Genomic DNA, 13,850 nt, shown 5'->3' on the forward strand with positions numbered 1-13,850 from the left:
GGGTAGAACCCCAAGACCGTCACGGCGGGAACGGGGCGCAGCCCCAAGGGCGCAACAGCGGGGGCGGGTCAGGGCGGCGTGAAGAAACAAAGGGTGGGTGGGTGGGAGAACCCGGCAACAATCTGGGCTGGGGGATTTTGAGAGGTCGGGCGCGGATGGTTGTGGTGGCGCTTGGGCCGGTGGGGGTGCTTTCGGGGTTGGTTGGCGGGGGGCTTTTGTGGAGGGCTGGGGAGAGTTGGGTGCTGGGGGTGGTTTTGCCGGTTGTGGTGGTGGCGGATGTGTTGGTGGCGGCTACTCGGGGGCGGGGGTCGATGCGGGAGACGTTGGTTTTGGGTGGAGTGGTGCAGCCGGTTGGGCAGCTTGTTCTGGTAGGGGGTGCGCTGGTTGCGGGGGCGTCGGTGCCGGTGTTGGTGGTGGCTTGGGCGTTGCCTGCGGTGCCGGTTCTGGTGCTGGCGGGGGTTCGGGTTTCGAGGGATTCCTTTGGGTCGGTGGGGTGGGGGGAATTCTGGCGGTATATCGGGCCTCGGTCGGTGGCCAGTGGTGTTCAGGCGGTGTTTCAGCGGCTGGATATCGTGGTGGTCGCCCTGTTGGCGGGGCCTGCAGAGGCGGCGATGTATACGGCTGCCACACGGTTCAAGGTGGTTGGACAACTTGTCAGCCAGGGTCTCGCGCAGGCCGTACAACCCCGGCTGATTCGAGCGATCGCCGATGGTGACCATGACCGGGCGAAAGCGCTCTACCGGCAGGCCACCCGGACGCTGATGGCAATCACCTGGCCGGTCTGGATCGCCTACGCCGCCCTCGCCCCCTGGGTTCTCCGCCTGTTCGGACCAAGTTATCCCCAGGGTGTGGATATCGCCCTCGTGCTCTCCGCCACCATGATGATCGCCACCGCGTGCGGCATGGTGGACGTGGTCCTCATCGCGTCCGGCCGCACCACCGCAAGCCTGATCAACGTCATCTCCGCAGTGGCAGTCACCGTCGCCCTCGACATCGCCCTCGTCCCATCACTGGGCGCCCTCGGCGCGGCTCTCGGCTGGTCCGCCGGCGTGCTGGTGAAGAACATCCTCCCCCTAGTCCAGCTGTACGGCTTCCGCCCCAGGATGGCGACATGACCGTTCTCGTCACCGGCCTCCCCCGCAGCGGCACCAGCTGGACCGGCCGCATGCTGTGCGCCTCCGGCGAACTCGTCTACGTCAACGAGCCTCTCAACCCGGAACGCCACCACCCAGGCGTCCTCAACACCCCACCCCCCAACCGGTTCCAATACATCTGCGAAGACAACGAACCAACCTGGCTCCCCGCGTTCACGGACACCACCGCGCTCCGCTACCGCTTCCTCGCCGAACTACGCCACAACCGCCGCCCAGCAGCCCTCGCCCGCCTGCTCAAAACAGGCACCGCGTTCACCCTCGGCTGCCTGCTCGGCCGCCGCGCCCTCCTGGACGACCCGTTCGCCCTGTTCTCCGCGGCCTGGTTCGCCTCCCGCCTCAACTGCCGGGTAATCATCCTGATCCGCGACCCGGTCACGTTCACCGGCAGCTGGCAACACCTCGGCTGGACGGTGTACTTCCACGAACTCCTGGAACAACCCCTGCTCATCCGCGACCACCCGAACCTGCTCGCCCTCCGCGACCACGTCGGCTCCCAGGACCGCATCGCGAAAGCCGCCGCCCTCTGGCGCGCCGCCCGCGACGTGACCGACACGATCACGCACCCGAACATCCGCGTCGTCTCCTACGAAACCCTGGCCGCCGACCCCCTCTACGGCTTCCGCGACCTCTACGCCTGGTGCGGCCTCACCTGGACCGACCGATCAGCACAGTTCGTCCGCCGCGCCTGCACCGGACCTTCAACCGAACGCGCCTTCACCTGGTCGGGCCTGTCCCGGACAGCGTTCCAGCGCACCGACAGCGCGACGGCCGCCGCCCGAACCCGACTCTCCCCCGAGGACGCCTCCCGCGTAAGATCCCTGGTCAGCTGAAAGAAGCGCCCACCAGAAGCATGCGAAGCGCGAAGAACCCATTCCCGCTGGGAGGTCCAGGTGCAGCGCCTGCAACAGGTCGCGGGCCTGGGCGTAGTCGCTGGTCAGGTGAACAAGCGTCGTACCGCGCATACCAGGAGCAGGCGGAGCGCGAAGGGGAGATCGTCGACCAGATATCGGCGGGCCAGGCGGTTGGGCTCGGTGCTGAGGCGGTAGAGCCATTCCAGTCCGTGGTCGCGCATCCAGTGGGGCGCACGCCGTACCGAACCGGCGGCGAAGGCGATCGCGGAGCCGCAGCCGACGAACCAGGTGGCCGGTAGGTCAGCGCGGAGACGGTCGATCAGCAGGTCCTGCTTGGGGAAGCCGAGTCCGACGAAGACCAGGAGGGGGTTCGCGTCGAGCAGTGCCCTGCGCATCTGCTCGAAGCGTTCGGGGTCGGTCTCGAACCCGGGCGTAGGAGCGTCCACCCCGGCGACGATGAGGCCGGGATAGCGTTCGCAGAGTGCGGTCGCCGCTCGATCCGCCACGCCGGGCGGGCCGCCGAGCAGGTAGATGGGCAGCCGGTAGAACGCCGCCGCCTCCGACAGCGACCAGATCAGCTCGGCTCCCGTGATCCGGGCCGGCAGCGGGCGGCCGAGCAGCCGGGCCGCCCACACCAGCGGCATCCCGTCGGCCACCGCCAGATCGGCTTTCAACACCAGCGCCCGCAACTCGGAGTTCCGCGAGCAAGCCCGGCAGATATCCACGTTCGGCGTGATCACGTGGCCCCCGCGTCCCCGCCGGAGCGCCGTGACGACCCGGTCCACGACCTGGATCTCGGTCAGCCGATCGACCTCGATCCCGGCCACCGAGACCCGGCGTCGCCGCCGCCGGACGGTCTGCTCCGGCGCCGGACGCTGCCGGGGTATGGCGAGCAGCGACTGGATGCGCCCCATCAGATGCCGTGCCCCCGGGTGTTCAGGGCCGCGAGCACGGCGTGCGCGGACACCAGGCCGGTCGCGACGGCCAGCGCGATCGGTGCGCGGAGTTCGCCCCGGCGGGCCGAGAAGGCGCGCAGCGCCCACCGCCCGGCCTCGCGCCGCCGCCCGAGCGCCGCATGGTGGAAGGCGAGCTGGCCGTAGACGCGAGCCGCGCCGGTCGGGTCGGCGGCCAGCTCCGGATGCCTGGCCAGCATCCACTCCAGCCCGGCGATGCGATCCGCCCAGCGAGTCACATACTGGGAGCCTCCCCAGCGGACCCGCACCAGCGGGCGATCCACATGCACGATCGGCTGCCGCCTGGCCGCGCGCAGGGCCAGATCCCAGTCCTCGTTCTGGCCGCCTGGAGCGCTCTCGTCCACCCACAGCGCGCCGCGCCGGAACAGGAATGTGGAGGAGTGCACCATCATCATCCGCGACCTGACCAGGTCGGCCACGGTCACCTCGGAGCGGCCCGCGGTGCGGGGGACGACGCGGGAGCCGTACTCCACCTCGATGGCGCAGGAGGCGAACTCGGCGTCGCCGAGGGCGGCGATCTGCGCGGGCAGCTTGCCGGGCAGCCAGAGGTCGTCGTCGTCGCAGAAGGCGATCAGGTCGGTGGTGAGCGCGGCGATGCCGGTGTTGCGCGCGCCGGGAAGGCCGGGGCTGAGCCGGTTGGGCAGCACCCGGACCCGGCCACGGGTGGCCGCTACGACGTCCGCGATCTGTTCCGCGACGTCGATCGGATCGCCTCCGTCAGAAACGACGGCAACCTGGGCGGGATTCTGACCCAGCACGCCTTCGAGCGCGGCGCGCAGCGGGCCCGGCCGGTCGCCGCGCGTGGGGATGACAACGCCGACGGACGGGTTCATGTCTCGTTCTCCGGAACTAGTAGGTCAGGCGGTAGCCATACCGCAACAGGAACGGAAGGGTGATCAGGGTGACCGCCCAGCGGTGCGGGAAGGGCAGGGCGGCGTGGTTCTCGCGGAACCTGATCCGGCCGACCGCGAAGCGCATCGGGTTGCCGGAGACGGTGTGGGCGACGCCAAGGCGGGCTTCCCGGTCGACGAGGAACGCAAAGTCCGTATCCCCGCACGGCAGGTCGAGACGTTCGGCCAGCCGGCGCAGCGTCCGCGTCGGCTCCTCGACCAGATCCTCGTAGTGGACCCGCAGCACGGGCACGCCCTTGACGCGTAACACCTCGTACGCGAGGTTCTGCACCACCCAGTGCACGGCGGTCCTGGCGGGGGTCCAGCGCGCCATCGGCCGGCCGTCCTCGGGGCGTGCCACCTTCCTGCGCCACGAGGCGGCCACCGCGCGGGGATCGCGCACCACGTGCACGACCTGCAAATCCATGATCGCCGACAGGCAGTACGCGAGCGAGGCATGCTTGCTCGAATCCACCACCACCCGGCCGTTCACGATCTCAGCGGCGGCCGCGTAGATCCGGTAGTAGGACGCCACGTATTCGGTCAGCAGCGCCTCGCGGCTGATCAGGCCGAACGCGAACACCGGCACCCGCCGGGTCCGGTCCACCTTGCCGCGCAGCTCCTGCAGCCGCTCCGCCTTGGCTGCCCGCCAGCCGCCGAACGCGCGCTCACCCACCTTGTGCCAGAACGGGCACTGCGAGAACGACTGGCGGCAGCCGCACGGCTCGTCGGCCTGCACGCCGCGCCGCCACAGATGCACGACCTCACCGAGCGGCGCGACCCCGGGCAGCTCTCCGAGCAGGCGCTCCAGCAGCGTGGTGCCGCTGCGGCCGAGCCCTCCCACAAAGATCACCGGCTGAGCGTCAGACACGAGCACGACCCCCGAAGTGGATACGGAACGTGCCGACGCTAGCGCGGAGAGTAACTACTTGTTCACGGAACGTTAAATGATCTACCTGATCAGAGGATCATCCCGGCCCCGACGGTGCCGTTGCTGGCCTCGTCGATCAGGATGAAGCCACCGGTCAGCCGGTTCCTGGCGTAGTCGTCCACGAACAGCGGCTGGGTGATGCGCAGCGACACCCGGCCGATCTCGTTGAGCGACAGCTCGGCGGCCGTCTCGTCGCGGTGCAGCGTGTTCACGTCCAGCCGGTAGTGCAGGTCCTTGACCAGGGCGCGCGCGGTCCGCGTGGTGTGCTTGATGGTCAGCTTGGCCCGCGGGCGCAGCTTCACGCTGTCGGCCATCCAGCAGATCATCGCGTCGATCTCCTGGGTGGCGATCGGCTGGTTGTGCGGGCGGCAGATCATGTCGCCGCGCGAGATGTCGATGTCGTCCTCGAAGCGCAGGGTGACCGCCATCGGCGGGAACGCCTCGTCCACCGGACCGTCGAAGGTGTCGATCGAGGCGATCCTGGTGGCCATCCCGGACGGCAGGTGCATGACCTCGTCGCCCGGCTTGAGCACGCCGCCCGCGACCTGCCCGGCATAGCCTCGGTAGTCGTGGAATTCCGTCTTGTGCGGGCGAATGACGTACTGCACGGGGAAGCGCACGTCGACCAGGTTGCGGTCGGAGGCGATGTGCACGTTCTCCAGGTGGTGCAGGAGCGAGGTGCCCTGGTACCACGGCATGTTCTCCGAGCGGGAGACGACGTTGTCGCCGTGCAGCGCGGAGATCGGGATGAAGGTCAGGTCGCTGGCGTTGAGCTTGGACGCGAACGAGGTGAACTCCTCGCGGATCTCCTCGAACCGCTCCTCGGAGTAGTCGACCAGGTCCATCTTGTTGACCGCGAGCACCAGGTGCGGCACCCGCAGCAGCGTGGTCAGGAACGCGTGCCGCCGCGACTGTTCTAGTACGCCCTTGCGCGCGTCGATCAGAATGATGGCCAGGTCGGCCGTGGAGGCGCCGGTGACCATGTTCCTGGTGTACTGAATGTGCCCGGGCGTGTCGGCGATGATGAACTTGCGCTTGGGCGTCGCGAAGTAGCGGTAGGCCACGTCGATGGTGATGCCCTGCTCGCGTTCGGCGCGCAGGCCGTCGGTGAGCAGCGAGAGGTCGGTGTATTCGGTGCCGCGGTCCCGGCTGGTGCGCTCGACGGCTTCCAGCTGGTCCTCGAAGATGGCCTTGGAGTCGAAAAGCAGGCGGCCGATCAGCGTGGACTTGCCGTCGTCCACGGATCCGGCGGTGGCGAACCGAAGGATGTCCATCAGAAGTACCCTTCCTTCTTGCGGTCTTCCATCGCCGCCTCGGAGGCCCGGTCGTCGGCCCGGGTGGCGCCGCGTTCGGTGATCCTGGTCACCGCGATCTCTTCGATGATCTCGCTCACCGTGGCGGCCGTGGAGTGGACCGCGCCCGTGCAGGTGATGTCGCCGACCGTGCGGTAGCGCACCATCGCCTCGAACAGCGGCTCGTCGTCGCCGCGCTCCAGCACGTCCGACTCGGGGAGCAGCATGCCGTCGCGCTCGAACACCTTCCTGGTGTGGGCGAAATAGATCGTCGGGATCTCGATGCCCTCCCGGCCGATGTAGTCCCAGATGTCGAGCTCGGTCCAGTTGGACAGCGGGAACACCCGGATGTGCTCGCCCTTGCGGATCTTCGCGTTGTAGAGGTTCCACAGCTCGGGCCGCTGGTTCTTCGGGTCCCACTGCCCGAAGTCGTCCCGGAACGAGAACACCCGCTCCTTGGCCCGCGCCTTCTCCTCGTCCCGGCGCGCGCCGCCGAACACCGCGTCGAACTCGTGCTCCTCGATCGCGTCCAGCAGCGTGGTCGTCTGCAGCCGGTTCCGCGACGCCCGCCGCCCGGTCTCCTCGACCACCCGCCCGGCGTCGATCGAGTCCTGCACCGACGCCACCACCAGCCGCGCGCCCAGCTCGGCCACCCGCCGGTCCCGGAAGTCGATGACCTCGCTGAAGTTGTGGCCGGTGTCCACGTGCATGAGCGGGAACGGGATCGGCGCCGGCCAGAACGCCTTCTCCGCGATGCGCAGCATCACGATCGAATCCTTGCCACCGGAGAAGAGCAGGCAGGGGCGCTCGAACTCGGCCGCGACCTCACGCATGATGTGGATCGCCTCGGCTTCGAGGACGTCGAGCTGCGACGTCGTGTAGTCGCGCTGAAGCATTGGGGGCTTCCTAAGATTGGGGATGGTTACACAGGCCGATGCAGGTCACGGATGCCGGCGAGCAACGTCGGCGCCAGATCCGGTAGGCAGACCAGGATATCGGGCAGGGACGGGTCGGCTTGGTTGTAGGTCAGCGGCGAGCCGTCGATGCGGCTGGCGTGCGCTCCCGCGGCGAGCGCGACGGCCGCCGGAGCCGCCGAATCCCACTCATACTGGCCACCGGCGTGCACGTAGGCCTCGACCTCGCCGGTGAGCACCGCGCAGATCTTCGCGCCCGCGCTGCCGATCGGGACCAGGTCGGCGCCGGCCAGATAGGCGAGTTTCTGCACGAACTCGGGCGGCCTGGTGCGGCTCACCGCGATCCGGAATCGGGGGCCTTCATGGCGCGGCAACCTGGGGGGCTTGCCGGTCGACAGCGTACGGCCCTGCGCGGGCAACGCCACCGCGCCCGCCGCCAGCTCACCCTTCTCCCAGAGCGCGACATGCACCGCCCAGTCCGCCCGCCCGGCCTCGCCGAACTCGCGGGTGCCGTCCAGGGGGTCGACGATCCACACCCGGCTCGCCTTCAGCCGGGCCGGATCCTGCCGGTCCCCTTCCTCCGACAACACGCTGTCGCTCGGGCGCAGGCGTTCCAGCGACTCGGTGAGGAAGCGGTGGGACTCGCGGTCGCCCGCGTCCTTGAGCGCCCTAGGGTCATCGAAGCCATATCGCGCGCGCAGGCGTAAAAGCTTCTCGCCTGCCTCCGTCGCGAGGTCTTCGGCTAGGGCGTGGTCGTCTCTGATCGTCATTCTCAGTACGCTCCTGCTCCGCGTGCCACGGCCGACCACGTCTTCCAGAGGATTTGAAGATCCAACATCAGGGACCAGTTCTCGACATAACGCAGGTCCAACCGTACCGATTCCTCCCAGGACAGGTCGGATCTGCCGTTCACCTGCCAGAGGCCGGTCATGCCGGGGCGGACCAGCAGGCGGCGGCGGACATCGTCACCGTAGCGGGCCACCTCCTCTGGCAGGGGCGGGCGGGGGCCGACCAGGGACATGTGGCCGTTGACCACGTTGATGAGTTGAGGGAGCTCGTCCAGCGAGTAACGTCGCAGGCGGGCTCCGAGTGGGGTGATCCGGGGGTCTCTGCGGATCTTGAAGAGCACCCCGTCGGCGTCGCTGACCAGCTGGATCTTCCGGTGTTCGGCGTCCTGGGCCATGGTGCGGAACTTGAGGATCGTGAACTCCTGGCCGTCCCGGCCGACCCGGGTCTGGCGGAACAGGGCGGGGCCTGAGCTCGTCGCCCGGACGGCGATCGCCAGCGCGAGCAGCAGCGGTGACAGCAGGATGAGGACCACGCCCGCGACCAGGCGGTCGAAGCCGTTCTTGATCAGCCGCCGGACTCCGGCCAGTTCCGGATGTTCCACGTGCAGCAGTGGCAGGCCCGCCACCGGGCGGATCGTGGTGCGCGGACCGGCCACCTCCATCAGAGCCGGGGCCACCACCAGGTCGGTACGGCTGCGCTCCAGCCGCCACGCCAGCCGGCGCAGCGCGATCCCGTCGAACTCCGGGCAGGCGAGCACGGCGACCGTGTCGGCGTTGATGCGGTTGACCACCAGCGGCACGTCGGAAAAATCGCCCAATACGGGGACTCCTACGTCGGGACCTTCCTCGGGGAGGCAGGCGGCCACGATGTCCATGCCGTGGTAGCGCTCGCGGCGGAACAGGCGGACCAGGTCGGCGACCGCTTCCGGGTGTCCGACGGCGACGACTCGGCGCATGCACTGGCCTCGGGATCTTCTGCGGTGCAGGCCGCGGCGCAAGCCGTACCGGCCGAGGAGGGTCAGAATGGTCATGAGCGGGAGAGCGAGCACGACGTAGCCGCGGGCCAGGTCGGTCTTGGTGACGTAGGCGGCGATGGCCACGGCGGCGATGATCGCGATGCCCGACTGGGCGATCCGGCGGAACTCCTCGGAGCCGACGCCGATCAGCCGGGGTTCGTATACGCGGTTGAGGGCCATGACGATCACCCACAACAATGGCAGGGTTCCGCTCAGCAGAACGTAAGGCTCCACATACGGAGTGACTTCCCCGAATCGCAGGACCACCGCCGCGGCTCCGGCGAGAAAGGCGCAGGTGATGTCGGACATGGCGGCACTCACCCGATACCGGAGGGTCCAGGTCGGCGTCAGCTTTCGCTCTGGCACCGGTAGCGCCCGGTCGACGACGACCGCCCCCATCTCGCCGTCCCTCACGCATGCCTCCGTGTAACCGTACGCATACCTACCGTTAATTAGCCGCTGGACATGCTAGCGCTGCCTTGGGGAGAATTCAGTGAAAGCCGAAACCTACATTTCCGTTGATATCGAGGCGGACGGGCCGATTCCGGGGCCATATTCCATGGTGAGTTTTGGGATGGCCGTGGCTGGGCGGATGACCGGGCGCGAGTTCGAGCGCCTTGACCCTAGCGTGAGCACGTTTTATGCGGAGCTACGGCCGATCAGTGATGATTTCGTGCCGGATGCCATGGCTGTTAGCGGGCTTGATCGTGACCTGCTGGTTCGTGAGGGGCGCGATCCGGAGGAGGCCATGAAGTCGGCGGCGAAGTGGCTCACGGAGACCTGCGGGAAATCCACTCCGGTGCTGGTTGCGTATCCGCTTTCCTTTGACTGGATGTGGATATATTGGTACTTCATGAAGTTCGCGGGCGTGTCGCCGTTTGGGCATTCGCGATGCATGGATATAAAGACGCTTTATGCCGCCAAGGCGAAGGTTCCCATTGGGTGGGCGACAAAGCGGCAGATGCCGCAGGAGGTGCGGTCTACCCGGCGGCACTCCCACCACGCGCTTGACGACGCCCTCGAGCAGGCCGAGCTGTTCCAGAACCTGATGACCTGGCGCTAGCGCGGCGGGCCGGAGAGGTTGAGGTCGGCGGCGTGGAACTTGTTCTGGGTCGGTTCCAGGCCGACCTGGATCAGGGACTCGACCATGTCCGCCGCGCGGTCGATGAGGAAGGGAAGGTCCTTGCGTTCGGCGGTGGCGAAATCCCTGAGAACGTAGACGGCGGTGTCCATGCGCCCGGGCGGCCGGCCGATCCCGAAACGCAGGCGCAGGTAGTCCTTGGTGTCGAGCGACTTCGTGATGGACTTCAGCCCGTTGTGGCCGTTGTCACCGCCGCCCAGTTTTGTACGGAGTGCGCCATAGGGGACGTCCAGTTCGTCGTGAATGACGATGAGCTGCGTGGTCTTGTAGAAGTCGGCCAGTGCCTTCACCGGCCCGCCAGAAAGGTTCATGAACGACAGAGGCTTCGCGAGGACCACGGAGGCTCCGGCCAACCGCCCCTCCACAACCTCGGCCCGGGCCCGGTGCGCCTTGAATCGGCCACCGACCCGAACGGCCAGCTCATCGGCCACCATGAATCCCGCGTTATGCCGGTTGGCCGCATATTCCGGACCAGGATTACCCAACCCGGCCACTAGCCAACGATCCACTACGTCTCCCCGTCTCATTCCGTCGCGCAGGCTCCAGCCTAGATCCTCGAACTCTAACGACGTTCCGGTGGCGGCGAGTGTTGCGGAGGACGTTGACCGCGATGCCGAAAGCCCCACACGGCAGGAATTGTCGGATGGGGCTTTCGTCGTGGTCTGGTTACTCGGCGGGGGCCGCTTCGGGGGCCTCGGCGGGGGCGGTCGGCTCGGCCGCCTCGGGCTCCTCGGGGAGTTCGGCCGTGGGAGCGGAGATCACGTGCAGGATCAGCGCCTCGGGGTCGCCGACCAGGGTCGTTCCGGCGGGGAGCGGCAGGTCGGCGGCGAACAGGTCGAAGCCCGCGTCCTTGCCCTCGACGTCCACCTCGACGCCGGTCGGGATGTGGGTGGCCTCGGTCTCCACCTGGACCTGGACCATCTGCTGGTCGAGCATCGCGCCGTTGACGACGTTGCCGACCACGGTGACCGGGATTTCGACGACGACCTTCTCGCCGCGCTTGACCAGGAGCAGGTCGACGTGCTCGAGGAAGCCCTTGATCGGGTCGCGCTGCACGCCCTTGGGCAGGGCCAGCTCGGTGACCGCGCCCTCCAGCTTGATCAGCACGTTGGGGGTGCGGAGCGCGAGCAGGAGCTCGTGGCCCGGCAGGCTCAGGTGGCGGGGCTCGGTGCCGTGGCCGTACAGAACGGCGGGGACGCGGTTGGCGCGGCGGATGGCGCGGGCGGCGCCCTTGCCGAACGTGTCGCGGGTTTCGCTGGTGATGATGACTTCGGACACGGCACATCTCCTAGGGAAATCGATGGGTGACGCGCTCCCCCTCACCCGCCCTAGCGGAAGGCGTTACGAGCGCAACTAATGCAGTCTATCGGCTTACGAGTCTCCCTCGAACAAGCTCGTCACCGAACCGTCGGTGAAGACCTCGGTGATGGCGCGGGCGATCAGCGGCGCGATCGACAGCACGGTGAGCTTGTCGAAGCGCGCCGCCTCCGGGATCGGCAGCGTGTTGGTGACGACGACCTCGGAGATCCGCGAGTTCTTCAATCGGTCCACGGCGGGTTCGCTGAACACGGCGTGGGTGGCGGCCACGACCACGTTGGTGGCGCCGTGGTCGTAGAGGGCGTCGGCGGCCTTGCAGATCGAGCCACCGGTGTCGATCATGTCGTCGATCAGCACGCAGGTGCGGCCGCGGACCTTGCCGACCACCTCGTTGACCTTCACCTGGTTGGCCACGTCCAGGTCGCGGCGCTTGTGGATGAAGGCGACCGGAGTACGCAACGAGTCCGACCAGCGTTCGGCCAGGCGGACCCGGCCGGTGTCCGGCGAGACGATCGTGGTGGTGGCCGGGTCGACCTTGTCGCGCAGGTAGTCGATCAGGATCGGCATCGCGAACAGGTGGTCCACCGGGCCGTCGAAGAAGCCCTGGATCTGCGAGGTGTGCAGGTCGATGGACATCAGGCGGTCGGCGCCGGCCTGCTTGAACAGGTCGGCCATCAGGCGGGCGGTGATGGGCTCGCGGCCTCTGCCCTTCTTGTCCTGGCGGGCGTACCCGAAGAAGGGCATGATCACGGTCACCCGTTTGGCGGAGGCGCGTTTCAGCGCGTCCACCATGATCAATTGTTCCATGATCCACTTGTTGATCGGGGCGGTGTGGCTCTGGATGATGAACGCGTCGCAGCCCCGTACCGACTCCAGGTAGCGGACGTAGATCTCACCGTTGGCGAAGTCGCGGAGCGCGGTGGGAGTGATCTCCACCGCGAGGTTCTTCGCGACTTCTTCGGCGAGTTCCGGATACGCCCGACCGGAGAAGAACATCAGGTTCTTCTGACCCATCGTCTGAATCCCACTCATGCGGCTTGCTCCTCCTGGCCCGGGATAAACCGGTGATACGCGGTAGACCGCGCCTTGATCCGATCCGTACTGCTTCACGCTGGGGCCTGCCCGGAATCGAGCGCCCGCTGGGCTGCTTCCGCGGAAGCCGTACCTACCCGGCGGCGGAGCACCCAGCCTTCGACATTGCGCTGGCGGCTCCTGGCCACGGCCATCGCGCCCGGCGGCACGTCGTTGACGAGCACCGAGCCCGCCGCCGTGTACGCGCCGTCGCCGACGTGAATCGGGGCGACCAGCATGTTGTCGCTACCGACCCGGGCATGATCGCCCACCGTTGTGTGACTTTTCGTGACACCGTCGTAGTTCACGAACACGCACCCGGCGCCGATGTTGGATCCGGTGCCGATGGTGGCGTCGCCGACGTAACTGAGATGGGGGATCTTGGAACCTTCGCCGATGGTGGCGTTCTTGGTCTCCACGAACGTGCCGATCTTGCCCTTCACGCCGAGGCGGGTGCCGGGCCGCAGGTAGGCGAACGGGCCGACCGAGGCGCGCGGGCCGATCTCGGAGCTGAAGCAGACGGCGTTGCGGACGACCGCCTCCTCGCCCACGATCGTGTCGGTGAGCGTGGTGCCGGGGCCGATCTCGGCGCCGGCGCCGATCCGGGTCGCGCCGTGCAGCTGGGTGCCGGGGTGGATCACCGCGTCGGCCTCCAGGGTGACGTCGGCGTCGATCCAGGTGCTGGCGGGGTCGATCACGGTCACGCCGTTGAGCATGTGGGCGTGCAGGATGCGCTCGTTGAGCACCCGGCGGGCGAAGGCCAGCTGGACCTTGTTGTTGACGCCCTCGACCTCGACGTAGTCGACCGCGATGTGGGCGCCGACGCGGTGGCCCTCCTCGCGGAGGATCGACAGCACGTCGGTGAGGTATTCCTCGCCCTGCGCGTTGGAAGTGGAGACACGTTTGACGGCGTCGGCGAGGAGGAGGCCGTCGAACGCGTACACCCCCGAGTTCATCTCGGTGATGGCGCGCTGGTCGGGCGTGGCGTCCTTCTCCTCGACGATCTCCAGGACCGCGCCGGTGGCATCCCGGACGATCCTTCCGTAACCGGTCGGGTCCGGGACCTTCGCGGTCAGCACGGTGACCGCGTTGGCGTCGTCGGCGTGCCTGGCCAGCAGGGCGGTGAGGGTCTCGGTGCGCAGCAACGGCGTGTCGCCGTAGGTCACCAGGACCGTTCCGTCGATGGTGCCGACCGCCTCCAGGACCGTGCGGACCGCGTGTCCTGTGCCGTTCTGCTGTTCCTGGACGACCTGGCGCGCGTCGGGCGAGGTCCGGGCCAGATGGGCCTCCATCTGCTCGCGCGCATGGCCGATGACGACGATCAACTTGTCGGGGTTGAGGCCCCGGGCGACGGCGAGCATGTGGTCGACCAGGGAGCGACCACAAAGCTCGTGCAAAACTTTCGGGGTCTTCGACTTCATCCGCGTGCCCTCGCCCGCGGCGAGGACGATGACGGCGGCCGGGCGCGGCGCACTCACTTGTGGGAGCTCCCTCGGATCCGCTGGTGAGAC

General features: G+C 68.0%; 14 protein-coding genes. 3 read left to right on the forward strand and 11 right to left on the reverse strand.

Annotated features, from left to right (window positions below; translation table 11 throughout):
- Positions 1 to 101: 101 nt before the first annotated feature.
- Together ABGB08_RS36500 and ABGB08_RS36505 are read left to right on the forward strand one after the other, a co-directional pair.
- Entirely contained in the window at positions 102 to 1,115 is a 1,014-nt protein-coding gene (locus tag ABGB08_RS36500; RefSeq protein ID WP_347600236.1) for an MATE family efflux transporter, read from the forward strand.
- On the forward strand, positions 1,112 to 1,984 hold the full coding sequence (locus ABGB08_RS36505; protein WP_347600239.1) for a sulfotransferase: 873 nt from the start codon (positions 1,112 to 1,114) through the stop codon (positions 1,982 to 1,984). The genes ABGB08_RS36500 and ABGB08_RS36505 overlap by 4 nt, the downstream gene beginning before the upstream one ends.
- Positions 1,985 to 2,088: 104 nt before the next feature.
- Here the strand turns inward: ABGB08_RS36505 and ABGB08_RS36510 are convergent, their stop codons facing one another.
- From ABGB08_RS36510 to ABGB08_RS36540, 7 genes are all read right to left on the reverse strand, one after another.
- Positions 2,089 to 2,919: a WecB/TagA/CpsF family glycosyltransferase gene (locus tag ABGB08_RS36510; RefSeq protein WP_347600242.1), complete on the reverse strand. Its 831-nt coding sequence runs from the start codon at positions 2,917 to 2,919 to the stop codon at positions 2,089 to 2,091.
- On the reverse strand, positions 2,919 to 3,812 hold the full coding sequence (locus ABGB08_RS36515; protein ID WP_347600245.1) for a glycosyltransferase family 2 protein: 894 nt from the start codon (positions 3,810 to 3,812) through the stop codon (positions 2,919 to 2,921). Before ABGB08_RS36515 ends, ABGB08_RS36510 begins: the two co-directional genes overlap by 1 nt.
- Positions 3,813 to 3,828: 16 nt before the next feature.
- Entirely contained in the window at positions 3,829 to 4,722 is an 894-nt protein-coding gene (locus ABGB08_RS36520; protein WP_347600248.1) for a sulfotransferase, read from the reverse strand.
- Positions 4,723 to 4,829: 107 nt separating this feature from the next.
- Positions 4,830 to 6,074 (reverse strand): sulfate adenylyltransferase subunit CysN, encoded by a 1,245-nt coding sequence (gene cysN, locus ABGB08_RS36525; RefSeq protein ID WP_347600251.1) that lies wholly within the window; start codon positions 6,072 to 6,074, stop codon positions 4,830 to 4,832.
- Positions 6,074 to 6,988, reverse strand: coding sequence for a sulfate adenylyltransferase subunit CysD (gene cysD, locus ABGB08_RS36530; protein WP_347600254.1), 915 nt, complete (start codon positions 6,986 to 6,988; stop codon positions 6,074 to 6,076). The genes cysN and cysD overlap by 1 nt, the downstream gene beginning before the upstream one ends.
- Positions 6,989 to 7,014: 26 nt before the next feature.
- A complete protein-coding gene (locus ABGB08_RS36535; protein WP_347600256.1) occupies positions 7,015 to 7,776 on the reverse strand; it encodes a 3'(2'),5'-bisphosphate nucleotidase CysQ in 762 nt (253 codons plus the stop codon).
- Positions 7,777 to 7,778: 2 nt separating this feature from the next.
- A complete protein-coding gene (locus ABGB08_RS36540) occupies positions 7,779 to 9,119 on the reverse strand; it encodes a sugar transferase (RefSeq protein ID WP_347600448.1) in 1,341 nt (446 codons plus the stop codon).
- A gap of 184 nt (positions 9,120 to 9,303) precedes the next feature.
- Here ABGB08_RS36540 and ABGB08_RS36545 point away from each other — a divergent pair, with 184 nt between their 5' ends.
- A complete protein-coding gene (locus ABGB08_RS36545) occupies positions 9,304 to 9,873 on the forward strand; it encodes a 3'-5' exoribonuclease (protein WP_347600259.1) in 570 nt (189 codons plus the stop codon).
- On the opposite strand, the gene pth is transcribed toward ABGB08_RS36545, so the two are convergent.
- The 4 genes from pth to glmU form a co-directional block, all read right to left on the reverse strand.
- Positions 9,870 to 10,478, reverse strand: a complete 609-nt coding sequence (pth, locus tag ABGB08_RS36550) for an aminoacyl-tRNA hydrolase (RefSeq protein ID WP_347600262.1) — start codon at positions 10,476 to 10,478, stop codon at positions 9,870 to 9,872. The two genes, ABGB08_RS36545 and pth, sit on opposite strands and share 4 nt — an antisense overlap.
- Before the next feature lie 139 nt (positions 10,479 to 10,617).
- On the reverse strand, positions 10,618 to 11,229 hold the full coding sequence (locus ABGB08_RS36555) for a 50S ribosomal protein L25/general stress protein Ctc (protein WP_347600265.1): 612 nt from the start codon (positions 11,227 to 11,229) through the stop codon (positions 10,618 to 10,620).
- Between the two features lie 93 nt (positions 11,230 to 11,322).
- Positions 11,323 to 12,300, reverse strand: coding sequence for a ribose-phosphate diphosphokinase (locus ABGB08_RS36560; protein ID WP_347600268.1), 978 nt, complete (start codon positions 12,298 to 12,300; stop codon positions 11,323 to 11,325).
- 74 nt (positions 12,301 to 12,374) lie between these two features.
- Positions 12,375 to 13,817 carry a bifunctional UDP-N-acetylglucosamine diphosphorylase/glucosamine-1-phosphate N-acetyltransferase GlmU gene (gene glmU, locus ABGB08_RS36565; protein WP_347600271.1) on the reverse strand — a complete coding sequence of 481 codons (1,443 nt, stop codon included), beginning with the start codon at positions 13,815 to 13,817 and terminating at the stop codon, positions 12,375 to 12,377.
- Positions 13,818 to 13,850 lie beyond the last annotated feature (33 nt).

This window comes from Acrocarpospora sp. B8E8 (assembly GCF_039871605.1).
GTDB lineage: Bacteria > Actinomycetota > Actinomycetes > Streptosporangiales > Streptosporangiaceae > Acrocarpospora > Acrocarpospora macrocephala.

Excerpts from the sequence above, each read along its gene's own strand:
- ABGB08_RS36505 (WP_347600239.1), top strand. The coding sequence starts at position 1,112 with ATGACCGTTCTCGTCACCGGCCTCCCCCGCAGCGGCACCAGCTGGACC.
- ABGB08_RS36510 (WP_347600242.1), bottom strand. The coding sequence starts at position 2,919 with ATGGGGCGCATCCAGTCGCTGCTCGCCATACCCCGGCAGCGTCCGGCG.
- ABGB08_RS36515 (WP_347600245.1), bottom strand. The coding sequence starts at position 3,812 with ATGAACCCGTCCGTCGGCGTTGTCATCCCCACGCGCGGCGACCGGCCG.
- cysN (WP_347600251.1), bottom strand. The coding sequence starts at position 6,074 with ATGGACATCCTTCGGTTCGCCACCGCCGGATCCGTGGACGACGGCAAG.
- cysD (WP_347600254.1), bottom strand. The coding sequence starts at position 6,988 with ATGCTTCAGCGCGACTACACGACGTCGCAGCTCGACGTCCTCGAAGCC.
- ABGB08_RS36535 (WP_347600256.1), bottom strand. The coding sequence starts at position 7,776 with ATGACGATCAGAGACGACCACGCCCTAGCCGAAGACCTCGCGACGGAG.
- ABGB08_RS36540 (WP_347600448.1), bottom strand. The coding sequence starts at position 9,119 with ATGTCCGACATCACCTGCGCCTTTCTCGCCGGAGCCGCGGCGGTGGTC.
- pth (WP_347600262.1), bottom strand. The coding sequence starts at position 10,478 with ATGAGACGGGGAGACGTAGTGGATCGTTGGCTAGTGGCCGGGTTGGGT.
- ABGB08_RS36560 (WP_347600268.1), bottom strand. The coding sequence starts at position 12,300 with ATGAGTGGGATTCAGACGATGGGTCAGAAGAACCTGATGTTCTTCTCC.